The organism is Flavobacterium branchiicola, from assembly GCF_018383905.1.
Taxonomy (GTDB): Bacteria; Bacteroidota; Bacteroidia; order Flavobacteriales; family Flavobacteriaceae; genus Flavobacterium; species Flavobacterium branchiicola.
This window is the reverse complement of the sequence record NZ_JAGYWA010000003.1, coordinates 552,752-576,916: the sequence shown is the minus strand read 5'-3', so window position 1 is coordinate 576,916 and position 24,165 is coordinate 552,752. Positions and strand designations below refer to the sequence as shown.

The following is a 24,165-nucleotide window of genomic DNA, read 5'->3' as shown; positions in this document are numbered from 1 at the left end:
AAGTCAAAACAAAATAATGTTCCATCGGAACTTCTCGACGATAATTCGGCTCCAAGAGAGTGTTCCATCGGAACATTTCATCTGTAGAAATATCGGATGTCAAATGAAAATGTTCCGTTAGGAACATCTCATCGGTAGTAGAAATTGTTTGATTTCAGTCGTCCCTACGGGACGATATAGATAGGAGAGGTTTTTGGTTACCGATAAAATGTTCCGCTGGAACATTGTTTTAGAGAAGCATAAAAGTCAAAACAAAATAATGTTCCATCGGAACTTCTCGACGATAATTCGGCTCCAAGAGAGTGTTCCATCGGAACATTTCATCTGTAGAAATATCGGATGTCAAATGAAAATGTTCCGTTAGGAACATCTCATCGTTAGAAATTGTTCGATTTCAGTCGTCCCTACAGGACGATATGGATTGGTATGGTGTTTTAGGTTATCGATAAAATGTTCCCCCGGAACATCGTTTTTGAGAAGTATAAAAATTGAATTAAATAATGTTCCATTATAACATTTCATCTCTAAAAATATTTGGTATCGTATATAGATGTTTCATCGGAACATCTTGATGATAATTCGGCCCAAGAGAATGTTCCATTGGAACATTTCATCTGTAGAAATATTGGGCATCAAAGAAAAATGTTCAGTTAGGAACATCTGGTCGGTAATATTCGGTATCCAATGTAATAGTTTCCTAGTAACGAAATATAATAAACTTAGAACCTTAGTATCTCAGCATCTTAGAACCTTAAAAAAAAATCATTAAACTTTCATTAACAACAACTAATTTGGCATTAGTTTATATTTGTAAGGCATAAACAAATTTTAAAGTGTTTTACAGATGAAAATTAAGTCTTTTATATTTTTTGTACTAATTGTTTTTTCCACGGCTTCATACAGTCAGAATGTAAAGCTTTTAAATATCGATCAGCTTAATGAAAGAATTAAAAACGGAAAAGACAGTACCTATGTAGTCAATTTTTGGGCAACATGGTGCGCGCCCTGCATAAAAGAATTACCACATTTTGAAAAATTAAATTCCGACTATAAATCAGAGAAACTGGCTGTTTTACTGGTAAGTCTGGATTTTAAATCAAAACTGACTTCGAATGTAATTCCGTTTGTGAAAAGAAAAAACCTGAAGAATGAAGTTTTTCTGCTGAATGAAAGTAGTCCGCAGGAGTTTATTGACAGAATCGATCCGAGTTGGTCTGGCAGTATTCCCGCAACGCTTTTTATTAAAGGAGATAAACGAAAATTTGTTGAAAGCGAATTTACCTATGAACAATTATTAACTGAATATAAAAAACTGTAAACCATGAAAAAAATAATCTTATTGCTAACATTAGCATTCTCGGCCTTTCTGGCTCAGGCACAAACTGGTACAACGCTTAAAGCAGGCGACACAGCGCCGGATTTTAAATTGAAGAATGTAGATAACAAAGAAGTTTCTTTTGGAACTTTTAAAGATGCAAAGGGCTATATCGTAGTTTTTACTTGTAATACATGTCCTTACGCGATAGGTTACGAGCAAAGAATCATAGATTTAGATAAAAAATTCCGACCACAAGGATATCCGGTAATTGCAATTAATCCGAATGATCCTGAGGCTTCAACGGCAGATACTTTTGCTAAAATGCAGGATTTGGCGAAAGAGAAAAAATATCCTTTCCCTTATTTATTTGATCCGGGACAAAAAATCACAGACGAATACGGAGCAAAACGTACGCCTCACATTTTTATCGTTTCTAAAACTTCAAAAGGAAATGTAGTAGAATATGTTGGAGCGATTGACAATGATCCGGAAGGAACAAAAGCAGAAAAAACTAAATATGCGGAAGATGTTATTGCCTCTTTAAAAAGTGGTAAAAAACCTGCTGTAACCCAAACTAAAGAAATTGGCTGTACTGTAAAAAGAAAAGCCAAAGCTTAAATTGTATAATTTTAACTTGTTGGTTGTAATTTAAAAAAAAACTTTTAACACATAGAAACATAGCTTTTTTGCTTATAAAAAGGCGTTTCACTTGCATTAACAAACATAGCTATGTGTTAGAAACTAGTTTCTTTTTACAATCTTTTTAGCAATGTGCATAATAATCTATGTTTCTATGTGTTCAAAATAATTACACCCCACGGGTTAATTTTAATTTGTTAAGAAACGTCTCAGAAAAGGGACGTTTTTTTGTTGCGTTATTTTCTTAATTTCCTAAAAAAAATAAACCCTGCAAATACTAATTTGCAGGGTTTTGGTTTTTAATGCATGTTTATTGAATTGGACAAATTGTCGCAGGCTAGCTGAATTTGTCTGTCTGAAAACGGACTTAAAGTCGATGCTAAATGTCTGCTGGTTTGCAGGCAACTTAACATTTTGAGCCTTAATTCGAGATTGTTACCGCTTTCGGTTTCGAGAACTAACTCGAAAATTTCCTGTAAATACTGCGGTTGTTCTTTAAAATTTCCTTCAAAACAAAGGTTTGAAAGGAAGTTTGCCACGGATGGCATTACATCGTTCTGTGATGGTTTTTGATTTTCTTTTTGCATAAAATAAATTTTAAGAATTGCTCCTCGTAAAGTATTTTGACAATACGAAGATACATTTTATTTTTAAAAAAGAAAGAATTAACTTACATACTATATGTTCTGAAAAATTAAATTTTTGATTTTACTTTTCATTTAATTGAACTCGTTGGGTGTAATTCAAAAATGATCTATTTGACGCGGATTGGACAGATTCGTTATCACGAAGACGCGGATTTATACGGATTTATATATAGAATCTAACAAAAATCCGTATAAATCCGCGTCTTTGCTGTAGCAAATCTGTTTTATCAGCGTTCTAATTTATGCAAATGACATTTTTAAGTACAATTAAACCTAATGGGTTAAGCTTTAAATAGTTTCGCTAAGTTTTTGTTTTTCCTGAAATTCCAATTCGGCAATGATTTGTTTTTTCATTGTCGTATTAATATAGTCTTTGGCTTCTGCGTATGAGATAGTATATTTTCTTGGAATTTCCTGTAGATGAAGCGGAAACTGGGCTAATAATTTATCATAGTAGATATCCAGTTCATTTTCTGTTGGCATTTCAAATTTTAAACGCAATTGAAATCTTCGTAACAGAGCACTGTCTATACTATTGTAATAGTTTGTAGCACAAATTAATAAACTATCGGTTGGAAAATAATCAATTAACTGAATAATGGTATTTACAAGACGTTTCATTTCGGCAACATCTTTATCGTCGCTGTCACGGCTTTTTCCAATTTGATCAAATTCATCCAGAAAAAGAACCGCATTTTCCAAAATTGCTTTATCAAATATTGCTTTTACGTTTTTAGATGTTTCACCAATTTTAGCATTGATTAAAGTACTCAGATTTACAATCACAATTTTTTTATTCAAAGCTGTTGCAATCGCTTTTGCCGTTGTCGTTTTTCCGCAGCCGGAATGACCGTGTAGCAGTATTTTGTTATCAACCTTAAGATTGTACTGTTTTAATTCGTCGATATATCGATGCTCTTTAATGGTTTGTGCGAGAGCCGTTTTATTCTCTTCGCTAAAATGCAAATCATCAAGTGCAATTTTTTTAGTATCGGTTACAACCAGTTCGTACAGATTCATTTGAGTTTTTATTTGGTGCAAAATTAGACTTTATTCTGCAATATTCTCATTCCAGATTTCTTTTCCTAAAAAGCGGTTCCCAAAAATAGAAGTTCCCACTCGTACCATATTTGAACCTTCGGCAATGGCAAGTTCCAAATCCTGAGACATTCCCATAGAAAGTTCAAGGTGAGATATTCCTTCTATATTTTCAGCATAAATTTCGTCTCTTATTTCCCGAAGTAATCTAAGCGAAGGTCTCATTTTTTCTTTTTCAACGTCTAATAAACCAATCGTCATTAAACCTTTGATTTTTAAGGCTTTGTATTGCTTTATTTCTTTGATAAAAGCGATAACTTCACTTGGCGCAAGACCAAACTTACTTTCTTCAAAAGAGGTGTTTACCTGAATAAAAACATCAAGATTTCTGCCTTCTTTTTGCAGTTGTTTATCGAGTTCCTGCGCTAAACTTATTCGGTCGAGAGATTGGATACAAGTTACATATTTAAGTACATCTTTTACTTTATTAGTTTGAAGATGCCCAATAAAATGACGTTCGATATTCAGTTGTCGCAATACGGCATCTTTATCACGAAGTTCCTGCATTTTGTTTTCTCCCATTAAAGTTTCTCCGGCTTCTATAGCTAAGCTTATTTTTTCGGCAGGAACGGTTTTGGTTGCCAGTAATAATCTGACATCGTTTACGTCTCTTCCGTAAATTTTGCAGGCTTCTTCAATACGTTGATGAACCTGTTTCAAATTGTAAATAATCTGCTCTTTCATGAGTACAAAGGTAGTTAAGCTGAGGATTAGCTTAAAGATCCAGTTTTGAATATTCACGATAGTCCAGAGCAACGTTTAAACTGGACCAGAAAAGGCGGTTAAATGAAAAAACTGGATTATTTAAGAATCGTATATGCACAGTAATTTTGTTTCGGTGTTAAAGTCAATGAAAAATAAATGAACCGTTGGCTGAATTTAACACATAGGAACATAGATTTTTTTGTCTTAAGAAAGGGGGGTAAAAGAAACACATTTCCACACATAGATAAACTATGTGCATTTAAATTAGTGAAACGCCTTTTTTAAAGCTGCAAAAAACTATGATTCTATGTGTTGAAATAATAATATTCAACGATTAAATGATTCTTTAAATAAAATAACAAATACAATGAAAGTAGCAGTATGGGATACTTACGTAACCCGAAAAGACGGAAAAATTATGCATTTTGATATTTTGGTAGACGAAAATACAAACGATGCCAATGAGGTTTATGAATTTGGTAAAAAGTACCTTGAAACAGTTTCTCAGGCAGGTCAGTCTCTGACTTCAAAAGAATGCAGGTTTTGTCATATCGATAAAGCGCCTGAAGAAATCGAAAATCAAATTCGGGAGAATGGGTTTTCGATTATCGAGATGGAAAACTGTAATTAATTGGTTTTTATGTTTGGAGAAATCAGACCGGATGTTTATTCCGGTCTTTTTTTATAAGTATTTTGAAAGTGCTATAATACCTTCTTCAATTTGTTTTTCGGTTAGTGAAGCATATCCTAAACGCAAACCTGCAACAGGATTCCCAAAACTGAATTTCTCGGGATTCATGATCTTAATTCCTTTGTTTAGTAGTTGTTCGCAAACTTTCTGAAGATTAACTTCCGATTTTGGAACAATCCAGAATGCCAAACCGCCTTCCGGTTTTTTGAATGTAATTTTATCTTTTAAATGAAGATTACAAAGCGTTTCAAAATAATCTCTTTTGGCTTTATAAATAACACTTGTTTTCTTTAAATGTCTTTTGATTTTGCCTTCGTTTATCAAATTTAAAACCGCTTCTTCCATGATGTTATCGCCCTGAACATCTATTATTTTTCGGTGTTGGCCAATTTTCTGTACATTTTCGGCAGAACTTACCAGATAACCAATACGTAAAGCGGGAGCCACAATTTTACTTAAAGTACCAATGTAAACAAAGTTTTTGGCATTGCTGTAACTGGAAAGGGGTAGAATAGGGCGTTGACCAAAATGAAACTCATTGTCATAATCATCTTCAATAATGGTGAAATTGTATTGATTGGATAATTCAATAAGTTTTAATCGTTTCTTTAAACTCATCGTTACTGTAGTAGGAAATTGATGATGTGGCGTAACATAAATGGCTTTTATGTTTGGATATTTTTTTAAGTAAGACTCAACTTCTTCAAGATCTAAACCGTCAGATTCTACTTTTACCGGAAGTAATTTTGCACCGGCATTTTCAAAAGCTTCCCAAGCTGGCTTGTAGCCCGGATTTTCAATCAATATAAAATCATCTTTGGTAAGTAAACAATGTGCTGCAAGATACATCGCCATTTGACTGCCACGGGTAATACAGATTTCTTCGGCAGAAACATTCATTCCGCGTTTAAAATTCAGCATCTGAATAATGGCTTTTCTAAATTCGATATCGCCAAGTTCTGTGCTGTAGCCCATTATTTGCCTGCGGGATTTTCTGTTGAATATTTCCCTGTAAGCTCTTGCAAGATCATTCATTGGCGCAAGACTGCTGTCAGGAAGTCCGTCATCAAAAATAAGATGCGGTTTTATTTCTTCTGCAACAATTGGAACAGCAATTTTATTTTTTTGATTCGAAAGAAAATTGGGAGTCAGATCGGCAACAAAAGTTCCTTTGCGGTCTATTGTATTTAGCCAGCCTTCGGCGATTAGAACATCAAGGGCTTCAATAACAGTGTTTCGGTTTACCTCAAGCAAGCCTGCCAGTTGACGGCTTCCGGGTAAAGCATTTCCGGTTGTGAGTTTACCAGACTTTATGGCCAGAATAATGGCATCGGCAATTTGAAGATAAAGTGCCTTATCGCATTTTTTGTCTAATTGAATTTCAAATTGCCACGGTCTTAACATCTGGTCTGTTCTTTTGGTTCAAAAAATTGAATTTAAACAGACCAAATTTACAATAATTTAGTTAACCTGTTGGGTGTAATTATATTTAAAAATGCTCGTTTTGAATAAAATAGTACGCGGATAAAACGGATTTACTTCGTAAAAACGCGGACAAAAAAGGATTTTTTTTTAATTCTTTATATAAATCCGTTTTTGTCCGCGTTTTCGTGATAACGAATCTGTCTAATCCGCGTCAAAATTTATACAATTTTAATTACACCCAACGGGTTATTAGTTATATACTTTTCAATTTTTTCATAAAGACAGGAAAAACATCGTTTAATTCATCAAAAAGAGGATTATTGCGGTGTTTTAGTTTTATTTCACTGAACAATTTTAAACCAATTGCAAACTGAGTTGCTTCGTCTGGATTATCAAATAGTTTTTTGCTTTGAATTCGTTCTATAATTCCAAAAATTTCGTCGTGATTGTCAAGCTGGATTCCGAGTTCTTTTGCAGGTTCGGTATCTCCATTTGCGTATTCTTTTAGGCTTAAAGTCAGATAATATTTGTTTGATCTTTTTGTCATGATTGTATTCTATTTTATTTTAACCATTTGTCTACAATGGTTTTAAAGGCTTCTTTGTATTGTTCTCCCACTGTAATTTCTGTCTTACCAATAAAGACGGAGTTTTTACTGATGGCATTTATTTTATCCAGACAAACGATAAACGAACGATGAATTCTCATGAATTTTGTAGAAGGTAATTTTTCTTCAAGCGCTTTTAAGGAAATTAGAGAAAGCACCGTTTTTTGAGTGTCATCAAGATGTACTTTTACGTAATCTTTTAAACTTTCGATATATAAAATGTCTTTCAGTGAAATTCTAACCCATTGATATTCTACTTTCAGGAAGATAAATTCATCATCTGCCGTAACAGTTTGAATCTGATTGGAAGTTTCCTGACTTTGCAGCAAAACTTTATTAGCCGCACGAAGAAATTCTTCGTAGCTAAAAGGCTTTAAAAGATAATCAACGGCATTTACTTTATAACCTTCAATTGCGTAATGATTGTAAGCTGTGGTAAAAATGATTTTTGGCAATGGTCCGGGTTGTTCCTGTAAAAGTCGCGCCAATTCCATTCCGGTAAGATTGGGCATATTAATGTCCAGAAAAACAACATCAGGCTGTTTCTCCCGGATTAATTCCATGGCTTCAACCGCATTGTCGCAGCTTGCAGTCAATTCCAAAAATGGAGTCTGATTAATAAAGGTTTGCACCAGCTTTAATGCCAATGGTTCATCGTCGACTGCTATACATTTTAAAAGGCTCATTATTCTAAAGTTATTTGCAGTTTTACATTATACATTCCGTTAGAAGCAATTCCGGCTTTAAGGGAATGTTTGTTTGGATATATTAAATGAAGTCTTCGTTTTGTATTGGTTAAACCAATTCCGCCTTCACTTGTAGTAGATGCTTTTTCGAAATAGGTGTTTTCTACTTCAAATTCAAGATCGTTTCCGTCTTGTCTCAGTTTAATATGAATTTCACTTTTATCAGTAGCATGAACTCCGTGTTTAAAAGCATTTTCTACTAAAGGTAATAATAACATCGGAACAATTGGATGATCGTGTAATTTTTCCGGAATGTCTGTTGTAATGGTCAACTTACTATTTGCGCGAAGTTTCATCAGAGCAATAAAATCCCTCATAAATTCGGCTTCTTTAAGCAAAGTTGTTGTTTCTTCGGTACTGTAAAGTAAATAGCGCATCATTCTGCTCAGCGTATGAAGCGCTTTTCGAGAATCTTCAATATCCGTATAAGTAAGGGAATAAATGCTGTTTAATGAATTGAAGAAAAAATGCGGATTAATCTGCGCCTTTAGCATTGCAAGTTCGGCCATTGTTTTATCCTGTTCCAGTTTTTGCTTGTGTTGTGCCGCTTTTTGCCAGTATTGTAACATGGACCAACTTGTACTAATACCTAAAACCAGTAAAGTGAGCATTAAAACATAATTGTCAAAGTATGGATTTTTGTATTTTCTAAAACCAATGATTTCCGCAATTTTAGCATGTAAATCGGTTTGTGATGTATAAATATAGGCTATAAACTGCATCGCAAAAATGGTGAGAAGTGCCCAAAGCAGAAACGGAGAGGTATTGTCTTTAATAATAGTCCTTGGAACTACAATTTTGGCATTTGTATAAAAAATGATAATTAAAAGAAATAAGACAATTATCTGCCAATACCAAAAAGCGGTTGGTAAGACTACATTCCAGGTTAAAGGGATGTAAAACAGCATTATAAACCCAAGCAAAAACCAGCCAAGAATGTGAAGTCCGGTAAATAAATAAGGTCTGGAAATGTTTACTGCCATAATAATTTTGTGATTTTAATGACAATATTACATTTTATTTGAATACAATCAGGAACCAATCGCTCAAAGTATATTTACAGTCTTTAAAAACCATATTACAGCCGATGAGATTTAAAATTAAACACTTGTTTAATTCTAATAAAAAACCATCGATTGTAAGGTTATCTCTATCGACTGTCTTTTGCTCTTCGTCTATTGTTGCTTTTTTGCTTATTCTATTTTAGTTCTTTTGCTTATTAATAAATAGATAATTACACATTTTTAGCAATGAATAAGCAATCGTTTTTAAGCATCTTCGCAGCGTCACTTATTATCGTATCATGCGGTAATAAAAATGATAAATCGGCTCAGGCCGGAGGCGCACCACAAATTAAAGAGTATAAAACTCTGAATCTGCAGCCTGAATCTGCAATCTTGTACAGCGATTATCCCGCAAGTATACAGGGACAGCAAAATATAGAAATACGTCCAAGAGTAGAAGGTTACATTGACAAGATTTTTGTTGATGAAGGTGCGGTTGTAAAAGTTGGACAGCCTTTGTTTAAAATTAGCGCTCCCGAATATGAGCAGCAAGTTCGTACAGCAACAGCAAGTATTAAAAGTGCTCAGGCTGAAGTTAGTGCTGCAAAACTGGCGGTAAACAAAGTAAAACCATTGGTTGAAAAAGGAATTATCAGTAAATACGATTTAGAATCTGCACAATATACTTACGAGTCGGCAATGGCAAGTTTGGCTCAGGCAAATGCTAGTTTAGTAAATGCTAAAACTAATTTAGGATATACTACTGTAACAAGTCCGGTTAACGGAGTTGTGGGTTCAATCCCGTTTCGTTTAGGAAGTTTAGTGAGTTCAAATACGGCTGATGCTTTAACGACCGTTTCAAGCATTGGGAATGTGTATGCTTATTTTGCCATCAACGAAAAGAAACTTTTAGATTTTACACAGAGTTCAACTCCGGGAACGACATTGGCGCAAAAAATTCAAAATATGCCGGCAGTTTCATTATTACTTTCTGATGGATCGCCTTACGCGGAAAAAGGAAGAGTTGAAACCGTAAACGGATTGATTAATACAGAAACAGGTTCGGTTACTTTTAGAGCTCGTTTTGCAAATCCAAAAAGCATTATCAGAAGCGGAAGCAGCACTACAGTAAGAATTCCGAATGATGTAAAAGACGCTTTAATTATTCCGCAAAGTGCTACTTATGAACTTCAGGATAAGATTTTTGCAGTTGTGGTAGGGAAAGACGGGAAAACAAAAAGTACCAACATCACTATTTTAGATAACAATGCCGGAAATTATTATGTAGTTACAAGCGGTTTACAAGTTGGAGATCAAATTGTTCTGGAAGGAGTGGCAACACTTAAAGACGGAACAGAAATTAAATCCAGTAATCAAGGTGCCGATAAAGTTTACGCAGACTTAAAATAAAAAACACATGTTTAAAAAATTTATACAACGACCTGTACTCTCAACGGTAATATCTGTTATTATCGTTATTCTAGGGGTTTTAGGGCTGATTGAGTTACCTATTTCCCAATATCCCGATATTGCGCCACCTACAGTAAACGTATCAGCGAGTTATACAGGTGCCAATGCCGATGTGGTATTGAAAAGTATTGTAATTCCGCTTGAAGAACAAATTAATGGGGTAGAGAACATGACTTACATGACTTCTACAGCCACAAATGACGGAAATGCTTCCATTAAAATTTTCTTTAAAGTAGGAACAAATCCTGATTTAGCAGCGGTAAACGTTCAGAACAGGGTTTCAAGAGCTACAAGTTTATTACCCGTAGAGGTAACGCAGGCTGGGGTTACGGTAACCAAAAGTCAGAGTAGTAACTTATTGATTTTCTCTTTATATAGTGATGATAAAGCCTACGATCAGACTTTCCTTCAGAATTATGCCAAGATCAATCTTGTGCCACAAATTCAGCGTGTAGTTGGAGTGGGTGATGTAACCGTTTTTGGTGCAAAAGATTACTCAATGAGAATCTGGTTGAAACCAGATGTAATGCAACAATATAAACTGATTCCGAGTGATATTTCGGCGGCTTTGGCAGAACAGAATATCGAAGCAGCACCGGGTAAATTTGGTGAAAACGGAGATCAGGCTTTTCAATATGTAATTAAATACAAAGGGCGTTTAACTAGTGCCAAAGAATTTGAAGATATTGTGATAAAATCAGTTGGTAACGGACAAATGTTGCGACTGAAAGATATTGCAAAAGTAGAGCTTGGATCTCTAAGTTATGCTTCGACAATTAAAACAAACGGTGTAGAATCGGCAGCAATGGCAATTAGCCAGACGCCGGGATCTAATGCTCGTGACGTAATCATCAATTCTAAAAAACTGATTGAAGAAGCGGCAAAGAGTTTTCCAAAAGGAATGAAATATACCATTATGGTTGACGTCAATGAAAATCTTGATGCCTCGATTGAAAAAGTAATTCATACTTTGATTGAAGCCTTTATATTGGTTTTCATCGTAGTATTTATTTTCCTTCAGGATTTCAGATCTACTTTAATTCCGGCTATTGCAGTTCCGGTAGCGATCGTGGGAACGTTCTTCTTCCTGAATTTATTCGGATTTACGATTAACTTATTAACGCTTTTTGCAATGGTTCTGGCCATTGGTATTGTCGTCGATGATGCGATTGTCGTCGTCGAGGCAGTTCACGCCAAACTCGATGAAGGCTATAAATCGTCTAAAAAAGCGACTATAGATGCGATGAATGAAATCTCGGGAGCAATCATTTCGATTACCCTTGTAATGGCTGCCGTATTTATTCCGGTAACATTTATCAACGGATCTACGGGAGTTTTCTATAAACAATTTGGTATCACGCTGGCGGTTGCAATTATTCTTTCGGCAGTAAATGCCTTGACATTAAGTCCGGCGTTGTGTGCTTTACTTTTAAAACCACATGCTGACGATCATAAACATAAAAGCTTTTTACAGCGTTTTTATACCTCATTTAACGTTGCATTTGATAATGTAACTGAGCGATACAAACGTTCTGTAAGTTTCCTTTCGGTAAAAAAATGGATTGCTTTAGGTTCAATTGTGCTTGCGGGTATTGCATTGGTTTATATGATGAAAACTACGCCATCAGCTTTCGTTCCTTCTGAGGATCAGGGAACTGTTTTTGCCAACATTAGTTTGCCACCATCTGCTTCTATGGAACGTTCTGATATCATTGCGCAACGAGTTGACAGTATCGCAAAGACCATTCCTGGGGTTAAAAACACACTTCGTATTGTGGGACAAAACTTTACCGCAGGAGCGGGTAGTGCTTACAGTATGGTTATTGTAAAATTGCTTCCTTGGGATCAGCGTGAACTAAGTGTAGATGATGTTATTGGACAATTGTTTGCTAAAACAAGCGGAATCCGTGAAGCTAATATTTTCTTTATTTCTCCGCCAACCATTCAGGGTTTTGGACAAAGTGGAGGATTTGAGTTCCAGTTACAGGATAAAGGAGGACATACAACAGCAGAATTTTATAAAGTTAATAATGAATTCTTAGCTAAATTATCTGAACGTCCTGAAATACAATATGCGACAACACCATTTAATCCTGGTTTCCCGCAATATATGATGGATATTAACTTAGCGAAAGCCAAAGATGCAGGAGTACCTGTAAATACCATTCTGTCAACAATGCAGGGGTATTACGGAGGATTGTATGCTTCGAATTTCAATAAATTCGGAAAACAATACCGTGTTATGATTCAGGCTTCACCGGAATTCAGAACAAATAAAGAAGGACTTAATAAAATATTTGTTCGTAACAATGCCGGAAACATGGCACCAATTACGGAGTTTGTAAATATGACGAGAGTTTTTGGACCAGAGTCGATTTCAAGATTTAACTTATTTACGTCGATTTCTATTACTGGAGCACCAAAACCGGGTTACAGTTCTGGAGATGCTATTAAAGCGATTCAGGAAGTAGCAGCAGAAAATTTACCTGCTGGTTACGGTTACGAATTTTCAGGTTTAACGCGTGAAGAATTGGCTTCTGGAAGTGAAACAATATTCATTTTCATCTTGTGTCTGGTATTTGTTTACTTCTTATTAAGTGCACAATACGAGAGTTATATTTTACCGTTTGCAGTATTATTCTCCATTCCGTTTGGATTGGCGGGAGCGTATTTGTTCTCGATTATTTTTAAACTGAACAGTAATATTTACCTGCAGATTTCTTTAATCATGCTTATCGGACTTCTGGCGAAGAACGGTATTTTGATTGTAGAATTTGCCCTCGACAGAAGGCGTAAAGGTTTACCGATAGTACAAGCCGCAATTGAAGGAGCCGTAGCACGTTTACGACCAATTTTGATGACTTCTTTCGCCTTTATTCTCGGACTTGTTCCGTTAATGTTTGCTTCCGGAGCGGGTGCTGTAGGAAACAAATCAATCGGAACCGGAGCAGTTGGAGGTATGTTAATCGGAACCATTTTGGGAGTTTTCGTAATTCCGGTTTTGTTTATCATTTTCCAGACTTTGCAGGAGAAAATAAGTGGTCCGGCTAAAGAAAATTACGACGACGATGAGAATGATGAGGAAACTCATTTAGCAGAAGCGCACTAAGAGTAAAATTTAATTAAAAGAGAAATGACTAATAGTTCAAAAAAATATATTTTAATGGTAACAACGGCCGCACTTTTAAGTGCGTGCTCGGTTACCAAAAAATACGAACGCCCCACAACGCTCTCGACAGATAAACTGTATCGCGATGAAACTTCAGCCGATTCGACTACAATGGCCGATATGCCGTGGCAAAGTGTTTTTAAAGACGAGAAATTAAATGCATTGATTCAAAAAGGTTTAGATCAGAATTTAAATCTTAAAAATGCGATTGAAAATATTGTTCAGGCACGTGCTTCTTTGCGTCAAAGTAAATTGGCCTATTATCCGACTTTAAATCTGGATGCCAATGCAACGCATACAAAACAATCAGAAGCGGGATTAAATTTTCCTCCGGGAATTAATATCAATACCTTAACTACAACTTATAAGTTAGGTTTAAGTACTTCTTGGGAAGCTGATATTTGGGGAAAATTAAGCAGTTCTAAAAGAGCCGCTTTAGCAACTTACATGGCTTCTGATGCTGCAAAACAAGCAGTTCAGACACAATTGATATCAGATATTGCCAATAATTATTTCAGATTACTGGCGTATGATAAGCAATTGAAAATCACTCAGGAAACATTAGAAAGCCGTATCAAGAATGTTGAAACGATTAAAGAATTAAAAGAAGGTGCAATTGTTACCGGTGCAGCTGTGGTACAAAGTGAAGCCAATCAGCACGCAGCAGAAGTATTGATTCCGGATTTAAAGCAGAACATTCGTGAAACCGAAAATGCCATTAATATTTTATTAGGACAAGCTCCGGGACCAATCGACAGAAGCGAATTGGGATCTCAGATTATTCCTGAAAATCTTGCAATAGGTATGCCTTCTCAATTATTGGAAAATCGTCCGGATGTACGTCAGGCCGAATTTAATTTCAGAACTGCTTTTGAAATGACCAATATGGCTAAAACGTATTTTTATCCAAGTTTAACGCTTACTGCAAGCGGCGGATTTTCGAATTTAGAATTAAAAGATTTCTTCTCAAATTCTGTTTTTTATTCTATTCTTGGTGGATTAACACAGCCGTTATTCAATCAGGGCTTAAATAAAATGAGATTGACAACTACACAATCGCAACAATTACAAGCGTATAATAATTTCCAACAAAGTCTGTTAACAGCTGGACAGGAAGTTTCAAATGCGTTGTATACTTATCAAATGGCGGTTGAGAAAGAAGATTCAAGAACAAAACAAATTGAAGCTTTAGTAAAAGCGGTTGATTTTACGAAACAATTATTAGAATACAGCTCGGCTACCAATTATACAGATGTATTAACATCAGAACAAAATCTTTTGGCAGCACAATTAAGTGGTGTAAATGATAATTTGCAAAAACTTCAGGCTGTGGTTGATTTATACAGAGCACTTGGAGGAGGTTGGAAATAAAATTCTCAATTGTTAAAAATGTACGTTTGTCGCTACAATTTAACCGTTGGTCTAATTTATTTTAAAGTATGAAAAATTGTACTTACTTTTGAAACTCCAAGATTAATAAGATAAAATGGGATAATATAGTATAATGTTCCACAAGATCATAATCATTAGATTGATGATCGCCTTATTTGAATAAAACATGACCCCGAAACGCCTCAGCAATGAGGCGTTTTTTTGTACTATAATATACGATAAGTATATTTTGAGGTTTTGTTTTTTCTATTTTTAAATTTTTGCAAAGGATTTCTTCACAACTGTTTCAGAAATGACAAAAAATAGAACCACACATAGTTCTGTCATCTCGACGAAGGAGAGATCACACACGAAATTCCATACAGTATGTCGCCAATCTTTGTCGAATTACTAGTGCGATTTACTTCGTCTGTCACTATCGCCCGAGTCTCCGCAAGTCGAAATAACAGATCTGTGTATATCTGCTTTAATCGTCTTAAATCTGCGTGAAAAAATCTATGCGCAAAAAGTATTTCACGTAGATTCAAAAAGATTTCAGCAGATTTAATTAAATCTTTCTTAGAGAATCAAATTATTTTATTCAATTTCATACAACGGTTTATAGTTTTTTATTAAAGATATATCGGCTGAAAAGTACTGTACGTCGATTGGTTTTGTGTCTTCGTATAATGAATGCGCCAGAATTAAATATTGGCATTACTTTAGATTAATATCTACTGAAATTAATATTTAAAATCTAAAAACATGAAAAAATTAGTATTCGCCTCAGTGCTTTTTATGAGTGTATTCTTTGCTCAAGCTCAGGTTTCGATTAATGTAAATATTGGCACGCCGCCAAATTGGGGACCACAAGGAAATGACAACAGCAGATATTATTATTTGCCTGATATTGACGTATATTATGATGTAAACCAAAGTCAGTTTATTTATGATAATAACGGAAAATGGACGCGTGATAAAAGGCTTCCGTCAACTTGCAGACATTATGATTTGTATTCTGGTTATAAAGTAGTCCTAAATGATTATAGAGGAAATACACCTTATAGCTATCATAAAAATCACAGAGCAGAATATCCAAAAGGATACCATGGAAAACCTCAGAAAAACAGAGGAGAAAAACCATCAAAAAGTAATAAATCCAATAAGCATCAGAAATCGGAACACAGAGACAACAATAACAAAAATTCCAAACAACAGTCAAGCAAGGACCACGATCACTCCAATGGTAAACACCATTAATTGACAAAGAAAAACGCCTCAATAATTTGAGGCGTTTTTTGATTTAGTACATTTAAAAAACGGACTTTAAACAAACAATCCGCTCCAAAATATTCTGAAGCGGACTGTTTTAAAATAAAAAAAAAACTCAAGTAAATAACGATAGTTATTATTTTTTAGAATACACCGATATAGTGGTTTCCTGGTTTGTTTATCAATTTAGCACCTTTAGTAACAGCTCCTGTTGGAATATCAATTACATAAATATTACCATCTTTTCCAACTGGTGTAACCGCGATATAAAAGTTATTTCCATCAACAACAAAACCTTGGTATTGTCCAAAATTCAAATCAGCATCATAAGTAATTCCTTCTACTTTTTGAGCCGTTCTGGCGTTTAAATCAAGTCTGGCAAGAAAACCCTGATCATTTGCACCTTCATAAGTATAAACAGCATAAGCAATTCCGTTTCCAACATATCTCCACGCATCAATATAACTGCCTTTAATTCCTAAAGCTGTATCTAAACTAAATACATACGAATTATCATATTGGTTGCTTTGATTGATTTTTAAGATATAAGAACCTTTTTGCGTATCTCTTTGTGTAGCCTGATAAATGTTTCCGTCTGTAGCCACAAAACTGTTGAAACTTCTGTAACCGCTTGTATCACCAAATCCAACTGTAGAAGTAATAATTTGCGGATTGGTTAATGCAGGATAATCTACCACAAGAGATTTAGAACCTAAACGGGTAAATGAAGCTTCGTTATCTTTTGGAGAAGCCGGGTTTGTTTTACGCATCCACGTTCCGATAATTAATTTATTTCCGGCTTTGTTAAGTGTTGGTGCATCCAAACGGAAAATATGGTGTCCTTGCGCTTCTTCTTCAGGAGTTAACGGAATTTCAAATTGTTTGAAAGCCGAGATCAAAGTTTGCTGCATGTCCAGAGACAATACAGTAGCTATTCCTCTTGTGTTTTTATAACTTTTGTCTTCATTTGTATTGACAATTGGAGTTGTTACGTTTACTGCAACACCTGTTTTATCACCATCAAAAAGTTTTACCCATCTTGGAGATAATCCTGCATATTGCGAAATATTAACTTTTGCCTGAGATTCAACAAAATTATTTCCTCCGTTTACTTTGTAGGTCATAAATTCACCTCCGTTGGCACCCGTGTATGTAATATTAAAAAGCGTAGTTCCATCTACAGAAGATTGTAAACGTGCTGTTCTGCTTGATTGTACAGGCACACCTTGCTCATAAACGTTCACAGAAAAATTAGGATTTATAGCATTTTCTTTACTAACAGCAAAAACTCTTGTTCCACCGTTTCCGTCACCCGGATTCGTTTGCATTAAAGCTCCTGCAACTGTAATCCAGCGTCCTTCTGTAACCGGATTTACAGGTTCTGTATTTTTATTATCGTCACTGCTGCATGAAGTAGTCAAGGCAAGCGCACTAAGCAATAAGCCTGAAGTGAATAGTTTAAAAGTATTCTTTTTCATTTTTAATGTATTTGAAAATTAATTATTTAGAATTTGATTAAAATTTATTAATGGTATAATTGACTTTTAAGTAAAAAGCTCTTCCTGGTTTTTGAGCAGCGAAATTGTCGTAAACTTGTTCGTCAAAAATGTTTCGGGCATCAAAACTCACAATGAATTGTTTCTTCGGAAAAACATAACTTAAACCCAAATCCTGCGGAAATTGAGCTGTCGTTTTATCAATCTCAAGCCACGAAGTATAAAATGGCGCAACGTAACCGCAATAGTAATACAGGTTTAATTCTGAGTTATTCTGAATGGCATTTTTGAAGTTGTATTGCAGATTTCCGTTTAAATTGAAATACGGTTCATTCGGCAATTGTTTGTTATAATGCGGAAGAATGTTTCCGTTTTTATCGTATTTGTCTTTAAAAAGCGAATTAAATTTAGAAAGATTCATTCCGGCAAAAAAGCGGTTGTTGAATGAATATTGAAACGAAGCTTCAAAACCAACCGATTGTGCTTTTCCTAAATTGATAAATGGAGATGCCTGAATAGCTTCGTTTAAACGATCACTAATCTGGCGAACAATTTTATCTTCGGTATTTCGCCAAAAGGCATTCCCGGAAATAGTAAATTTATGCTGATTGATTTCATAAGGTCCAAATCTAAAACCGGCATTCAGATTATTACTTTGTTCTGGTTGTAAGGTAGAGTTGCTTAAGATATTTTCACCCGGATTTCCAAATATTTCATTTTCAGATGGCATTCTGATTGCTTTTTCAGCAGAAGCCATAACCATTATTTTTGGCGTAACAGAGTAGGAGCCTGCAAAACCATAACCAGTATGATTTGTTTTTTTAGAAGTAAGAACTTCATTTACTATAGTTTCACCATTTTGAGTAACCGTTTGTGGATCGCGTTGTTCGTTTTTCAGGTTGTAATTTTTTACAAAAAGATTGGCTCTCATACGCGAATCAAAGGCCGTCATTTCGTAAGCCAATGAAGAAACCGTTTTATCTAAATCTCGCGTAACTTCAAAATTTCGGGTGATTTCCGGTTTCATTTCATCATAATCATTTCGGTCAAAAATGTACGTCATCACATTTACAAGTACTTTATGGTTATCACTAATAGTATAGTTTAAACCTGCACGTGTATTAAAAATATTCGAAGTCATATTATTGATTGTCGGAGCTCCTTGTTGCGCGCCAGTAGTTGTTAAAATGGGATCTCCATATAAGCCAAGCGCTTTTTCGCCATTCCAGTTATAATTCCATTTTACCGTATCATTGATTACATCATTTCTGTGACTGTAAACAGCTATAACATTAAAATCAAGTTTTTTAATCAGGAAATCTTTCTTGCTGTAATTCAAACTGATAACATTCGCAGCAGATTCACTAAAACGACCTTTATACGGTTTTGTCATATATTGCCCGTGCTGAATCTGATTAAAATCCTCTGAACCATTATAACTAATTAAAAAACTATCTGCCCAGTCAACATTGGTATAACCCGCTTCTAATCTTCCTCCAAAAGAGCGATACATACTCTCAAACCTTTTAGCTCTAATAGGTTCGTAACGTCCGTTTGGCGCGATGTTGTAAACAAACCTTCCCCAAACTTCATAGTCATTATCAGAATAATTCTGAAATGCATTGGCATTGACGGTAAAACCTTTTTTATCTCTGTATGAAGCATTAATATTAGATTGAACCGTATTGAATGATCCGTAAGAAACCGAAGCATTTAAGCTGTTTTTAGCTCCTTTTTTTAAAACCACATTAATAGCTCCTCCTAGTGAATCATCGGCCAGATAAGCCGGAACCACACCTTTAAAAACTTCAATTCGCTCAATCAAAGCAGGCGGAATACTGTTTAAACTAAAAGAGGCGCCATAAGTCTGAATTGGAACTCCGTCGATAAATATTCTGATGGCATTTCCCGACATTCCGTTAATATTGTACGTAACTGCAGATCCTAAACCTCCGTTTTGTCTGATTCTCACTCCACCGGAACGATCTAATAAATCATTAGTCTGAAGATTTCTTTTTGCCGCTTCCTGAGTTTCTATGACGTTTACAGCGAAGCCTTTTTCCGTTATTTCTTTTTTGAAGGTTTTCTTCTGTACAATAACTTCTTTTAAAGATTTTGGATCTGTTATTTTTTCAAGTGAAACATTGATTTGCTGCGACGGACGATTAACGACAATATTTATCATTTTTGCTTTGGCTTCCATCGACGAAATTTCCAGTTTGTAACTGCCATACATCAGGCTTTTTATTTCAAACTGACCTTCGCCATCAACTACAACAAATTTCTTTGTTCCTGTAATTTGTACCGATGCTCCAAAAGCGGTTTCATTATTTGCAAAAGTTACTTTTCCTGTAATTTTCCCGGTTTGTGACCAGCCGGAAATAGTAGTCATAAGTAGAAGAGCGTAAAGAATTCTCATGTTTAAGTGTACTGATTTTATAGGACAGCAAACTTAATTTATAATTTATATTTAATCTAAATAAACGAATTAGAAGATTATTAGATTTACATTAGAAATTTTAATGTTGGGTTTAAGAAGTTATGAATTATGAGTTATGAATTATGAGTTTTGAGTTGAATGTTTTTTGTCCTCCTGAGCGAAGTCGAAGGATGTGCGCAAAGAGTAAGTATTAATTACTAAAATGGCTAAATAAGCATGAAGTTTGTCATTTCGACGTAAGGAGAAATCGCACACGAAACTCCGCAAAGTAAATCGCCAATCTTTGTCGACAAGCTAGTGCGATTTCTCCTTACGTCGAAATGACAAAAATTGGCGAAATACTTTGTGTTGATCCTTCGACTACGCTCAGGAGGACAAAAAAAGAAATAAAAAACTTTGCGACTTTGCGTCTTTGCGAGATTAAACCATTAAAGAAAGACACTTTGCCGAGATCCTTCGACTACGCTCAGGAAGACATAAAATATAATTAAAACTTAGCTTTAAAATGTTTGTTATCAAAGTTTTTAGACTGAATAACTTTTCCTTTATCAGTAATCATCAAACAACTGTAGCCAGGAAATTTTTGAAGTAAAAGCAACCCTTCTTTTTGTCCTAAAACCATTAGAGAAGTACTTAATCCGTTTGCGGTTTCGGCATTTGGGCCAAAAACAGAAACGCTGCACAATCCGGTTGCGGGATATCCGGTTGCAGGATTTATAATGTGCGAATAACGTTTGCCATTAAAAACAACAAACTTTTCATAACTGCCGGAAGTGGTGACAGCGCCGTCTTTTAAAGGAACAACAGCCAAAAGTTTATCCGGATTAAACGGATTTGTAATGCCAATTTTCCAGTCATTTCCGTTAGGTTGTTTTCCCCACGTACTCATATCTCCGGAGCCGTTTATAATTCCGGCTTTTACACCTTTTGCAATCATCATGGCGCGGCATTTATCGGTTGCATAACCTTCGCCCAAAGCGCCAAACCCTATTTTCATTCCTTTTAGTTTTAAAAAAATAGTCGATGCAACGCTGTCGAGAATAATGTTTTTATACCCCACTTTCTCCACCGATTTTTTTATGGCTTCCGCCGAAGGCATTTCCGTCATCGAGCCGTCAAATTTCCAGATTCGGTCCATTGCGGCAAAACTCACATCAAAACCACCGTTTGTTATTTCAGATAATTGAATGGCTCTTTGGGTTAATTCAAACACTTCACGATCCACTTTTACAGGTTGAATTCCTGCATTCTGATTTACCTGAGAAACCTGAGAATCCGGTTTCCAGTCGGAGATTAAATTTTCTATTCGGGTAATTTCAGCAATTACAATAGCAATATTTTGTGCCGCAGAAAGGGAATCTTTATCTACAATACTAATATCAAAACGTCCGCCCATAAGCAGTGTTGTCTTCTTTCGTAATACTTGTGAATGCAGAGAAAAACTGCATGCGATTACAAAAAGAAAAACCAGTTTATGTAGTGACAATTTACTATTTATAACTTGTTGGATGTAATTATTTGAACACATAGAAACATAGATTATTATAAATATTGCTAAAAAGATTTTAAAAAGAAACTAGTTTCTAACACATAGCTATGTTTGTTAATGCAAGTGAAACGCCTTTTTTATAGACAAAAAAAGCTATGTTTCTATGTGTTAAAAGTGTTTTTTAATTAATCCCCAACGCGCTATTCATATAGTTTAGTAGCAATCTGTTAAGAGCTGATAATTGGATTTATATTCAGAAAGATTTTTTGCTCCGTTTGCCAGACATAATTCATTTAAAATAGCTTCAACATCTTGCTGCATGGCGAGCGATCCGCAAATCATGATTACGCCGCCTTGTTTTAATAACTCCACAAAAAATACAGCATCTCTTTTAATCAGATCCATCACATAAATATGTTCCGCTTCACGCGATAAAGCAACATGAAAATGATCTAAATGTTCTTTTTGAATCATGAGTTCAGCAAACTTTTTATACGCCATCAAAGTAGGCGTTTCCATTCTAAAGCCGCTGTATAAATGTATTTCCTGTTTTGTTTTATTCTGTTCGATCATTCCTAAAAATGGCGCAATTCCGGTTCCGTTGGAGATGAAAGCCACTTTTGGAGCTTTCTTCGGAAGATGGAAAGTTGGATTTTTAAGGATTTTAGCCTTTATCGTATTTCCCGGTTCTAAAGCATTCAAATATCCCGAACCTAATCCGTTTGGATGCAGTTTTACTACCAATTGTATATTTCCCGAATGATTTCCAATCGAGTAGAGGCGTTCTCTCGAATCATTGGCAGGATAAATTGCTAGTAAATCGCCAGAACTGAATTTAACCCGGGCATTGGCACGTAAAGTTAAAATAAAAGTATGTTCCGTTTCTGAAATTGGAGTTTTATCCAAAACCATTAATTTTTGCAATCCTTTCGGAACATGATTGTATAATGATGGCGTTGTCGCTAACGGAATTCCCGTTTTTGCACTCCATAATTTTACCCATTCTGTAAACTCAACCGCCGATTTATCGTTTACGGTTTGCATATCAAGATAACGTTCTGTCCAGTTTTGTTGCTCTAAAAGCTGATCGATTTCTACAGCAAATTCGCAGAAATCAGGATAAGCTTTAGAGCCAAAACCAACGACAGAAAAATTGATTTTTTGTTCCTGATTTTGTTTTTCTATTAAAGCTTTAAATTTATTTCCGTTAGAAGGTGCATCTCCTAAACCATGTGTCGAAGAAAATACAATAATATGTTCCGCTTTCGGATAAACAGAAAAACGGTTTAATTCGGTAATAAAAGCTTTGTGTCCGTGATCGATTAATTGTTTCTGAATGGCGTTTGCAAATCGAAAAGTACTTCCGTTTTCAGAACCTGCCAAAAGTATAAAAGTGCTTTCGTGCGCTTTGTATTTATTTTTAATTCTACTTGATCTTCTTTTGAGTGTAATAGCAAAACCGGAATAGATAAAGAAAAGTATATTTAGACAGGCAATACCCAGAATTACAGCCCAAATTGCATTGATTCTTCCGGTATGAAGATCAAGACTTAAAGCTGCAAACTGAACTGTCATTGGCGAAAGTTTCTCTGAAATTACAGCGCCTGTAACCTGATTTACTTCAATTTCGCGGTCTTTTAATTCTATGATATAATATTCCTCAGGATCATCAGTAAAAGGAAATTCGATTTTTTTTACGTCTGATAATAAAGTAGTTTTAAATATAGATTCGGTTTTGGCTTTCGCCGAAAGTTCTGTTTTTACGGGTTTTGCTTTTTCGTCACCCATAAAAAAGTTGAATCTTTCAAGTGACAAATAAGTTCCGGTAAGTGCAATAATCAAAATCGGAATTAAAGCCAATCGGCCTAAAACAACATGATAATATTGGGCAAAATATTCTTTGATTACTTTCGAAAAGAAATTACGGATTCCTCTTTGTCTGCTCAAAACCAGCATAAAACCCGAAATGGCTATTAGTAATAATAAAAAAGAAATTACACCAACAAAAAAACGCCCCGTTTCATGAAGAAATAAGGAGCGGTGAAGGCCTGTTATCCATTGAATAAATTCGCTTTTTTTTGCAGGAGTTCCTAAGAGTTTTCCCGTTTTTACATCTACATAGGATTTGATATCGTTACCATTTTCATCAATTGCCTGAAGCGTTACAAATTGATTGTAATCAACACTTACTTCGGTTATTTCGGCATACTTCTTTTTTAAAACCGGAAGTGTTTCACCCAAAGTTATCGAATCGAAGTTTTCTGCTTTATAAGGCAATGTTTTTTCCTGTACCGCATCTACTGCCAGTATAATTCCTGTTACGGATGCAAGCAGTAAAAACAAAGAAGAAAACAAAGCCAGAGCTAAGTGTGTGTAACGCCAAAAAGAAAGAGTCATTGAATGTAAGCTAAATGGTAATCAAATATAGTTGAGGGATGTAAGGTATTAAATTTTGTTCTTCGTTAAATAAAAAAACGTTGGCTGAAATTAAGAAAAAAAACTTTTTAACACATAGAAACATAGTATTCAAAGTTTAAAAAAGGCGTTTCACTTGCATTAACAAACATAGCTATGTGTG

18 protein-coding genes are annotated in these 24,165 nt (G+C 35.1%); 7 read left to right on the top strand and 11 right to left on the bottom strand.

From position 1 onward, the window contains the following. Window positions 1–844 precede the first annotated feature (844 nt). Both KHA98_RS09360 and KHA98_RS09355 read left to right on the top strand, forming a co-directional pair. On the top strand, window positions 845–1,318 hold the full coding sequence (locus tag KHA98_RS09360) for a TlpA family protein disulfide reductase (protein WP_213257521.1): 474 nt from the start codon (window positions 845–847) through the stop codon (window positions 1,316–1,318). Between the two features lie 3 nt (window positions 1,319–1,321). After that, window positions 1,322–1,936, top strand: a complete 615-nt coding sequence (locus KHA98_RS09355) for a thioredoxin family protein (protein WP_213257519.1) — start codon at window positions 1,322–1,324, stop codon at window positions 1,934–1,936. A 320-nt stretch (window positions 1,937–2,256) separates the two neighbouring features. On the opposite strand, the gene KHA98_RS09350 is transcribed toward KHA98_RS09355, so the two are convergent. The 3 genes from KHA98_RS09350 to KHA98_RS09340 all read right to left on the bottom strand — a co-directional run bounded on the left by KHA98_RS09350 (window position 2,257) and on the right by KHA98_RS09340 (window position 4,386). Further along, complete coding sequence (locus KHA98_RS09350; protein ID WP_213257517.1) at window positions 2,257–2,544, bottom strand: hypothetical protein; 288 nt, start codon at window positions 2,542–2,544, stop codon at window positions 2,257–2,259. Between the two features lie 348 nt (window positions 2,545–2,892). Continuing rightward, window positions 2,893–3,624 (bottom strand): AAA family ATPase, encoded by a 732-nt coding sequence (locus KHA98_RS09345; protein WP_213257515.1) that lies wholly within the window; start codon window positions 3,622–3,624, stop codon window positions 2,893–2,895. 30 nt (window positions 3,625–3,654) lie between these two features. Beyond that, a complete protein-coding gene (locus tag KHA98_RS09340) occupies window positions 3,655–4,386 on the bottom strand; it encodes a YggS family pyridoxal phosphate-dependent enzyme (RefSeq protein WP_213257513.1) in 732 nt (243 codons plus the stop codon). A 388-nt stretch (window positions 4,387–4,774) separates the two neighbouring features. Between KHA98_RS09340 and KHA98_RS09335 the strand changes: the two genes are divergently transcribed. Further along, window positions 4,775–5,038 (top strand): DUF2024 family protein, encoded by a 264-nt coding sequence (locus KHA98_RS09335; RefSeq protein ID WP_213257511.1) that lies wholly within the window; start codon window positions 4,775–4,777, stop codon window positions 5,036–5,038. A gap of 51 nt (window positions 5,039–5,089) precedes the next feature. Here KHA98_RS09335 and pdxR read toward each other — a convergent pair whose 3' ends face one another. The 4 genes from pdxR to KHA98_RS09315 form a co-directional block, all read right to left on the bottom strand. Then, window positions 5,090–6,502 carry a MocR-like pyridoxine biosynthesis transcription factor PdxR gene (gene pdxR / locus KHA98_RS09330; RefSeq protein WP_213257509.1) on the bottom strand — a complete coding sequence of 471 codons (1,413 nt, stop codon included), beginning with the start codon at window positions 6,500–6,502 and terminating at the stop codon, window positions 5,090–5,092. Between the two features lie 274 nt (window positions 6,503–6,776). Beyond that, complete coding sequence (locus KHA98_RS09325) at window positions 6,777–7,070, bottom strand: DUF3861 domain-containing protein (RefSeq protein ID WP_213257508.1); 294 nt, start codon at window positions 7,068–7,070, stop codon at window positions 6,777–6,779. Window positions 7,071–7,084: 14 nt separating this feature from the next. Next, a complete protein-coding gene (locus KHA98_RS09320) occupies window positions 7,085–7,816 on the bottom strand; it encodes a LytR/AlgR family response regulator transcription factor (RefSeq protein ID WP_213257507.1) in 732 nt (243 codons plus the stop codon). Continuing rightward, a complete protein-coding gene (locus KHA98_RS09315; protein WP_213257506.1) occupies window positions 7,816–8,859 on the bottom strand; it encodes a sensor histidine kinase in 1,044 nt (347 codons plus the stop codon). Before KHA98_RS09315 ends, KHA98_RS09320 begins: the two co-directional genes overlap by 1 nt. Window positions 8,860–9,126: 267 nt before the next feature. On the opposite strand from KHA98_RS09315, the gene KHA98_RS09310 reads away from it, so the two are divergent. The 4 genes from KHA98_RS09310 (at window position 9,127) to KHA98_RS09295 (ending at window position 16,150) form a co-directional block, all read left to right on the top strand. After that, window positions 9,127–10,290, top strand: a complete 1,164-nt coding sequence (locus KHA98_RS09310; RefSeq protein ID WP_213257505.1) for an efflux RND transporter periplasmic adaptor subunit — start codon at window positions 9,127–9,129, stop codon at window positions 10,288–10,290. 7 nt (window positions 10,291–10,297) lie between these two features. Further along, window positions 10,298–13,459, top strand: a complete 3,162-nt coding sequence (locus KHA98_RS09305; protein WP_213257504.1) for an efflux RND transporter permease subunit — start codon at window positions 10,298–10,300, stop codon at window positions 13,457–13,459. Window positions 13,460–13,483: 24 nt separating this feature from the next. Next, window positions 13,484–14,890 (top strand): efflux transporter outer membrane subunit, encoded by a 1,407-nt coding sequence (locus tag KHA98_RS09300; RefSeq protein ID WP_213257503.1) that lies wholly within the window; start codon window positions 13,484–13,486, stop codon window positions 14,888–14,890. A 765-nt stretch (window positions 14,891–15,655) separates the two neighbouring features. Then, window positions 15,656–16,150 (top strand): hypothetical protein, encoded by a 495-nt coding sequence (locus KHA98_RS09295; RefSeq protein WP_213257502.1) that lies wholly within the window; start codon window positions 15,656–15,658, stop codon window positions 16,148–16,150. Between the two features lie 155 nt (window positions 16,151–16,305). Here KHA98_RS09295 and KHA98_RS09290 read toward each other — a convergent pair whose 3' ends face one another. The 4 genes from KHA98_RS09290 to KHA98_RS09275 form a co-directional block, all read right to left on the bottom strand. Further along, window positions 16,306–17,640, bottom strand: a complete 1,335-nt coding sequence (locus KHA98_RS09290) for a hypothetical protein (protein ID WP_213257501.1) — start codon at window positions 17,638–17,640, stop codon at window positions 16,306–16,308. 37 nt (window positions 17,641–17,677) lie between these two features. Further along, a complete protein-coding gene (locus tag KHA98_RS09285) occupies window positions 17,678–20,077 on the bottom strand; it encodes a TonB-dependent receptor (RefSeq protein WP_246522250.1) in 2,400 nt (799 codons plus the stop codon). A gap of 508 nt (window positions 20,078–20,585) precedes the next feature. Further along, on the bottom strand, window positions 20,586–21,626 hold the full coding sequence (locus KHA98_RS09280; RefSeq protein ID WP_213257497.1) for an FAD:protein FMN transferase: 1,041 nt from the start codon (window positions 21,624–21,626) through the stop codon (window positions 20,586–20,588). A gap of 174 nt (window positions 21,627–21,800) precedes the next feature. Then, complete coding sequence (locus KHA98_RS09275) at window positions 21,801–23,984, bottom strand: PepSY domain-containing protein (protein WP_213257495.1); 2,184 nt, start codon at window positions 23,982–23,984, stop codon at window positions 21,801–21,803. Between the last annotated feature and the right edge of the window lie 181 nt (window positions 23,985–24,165).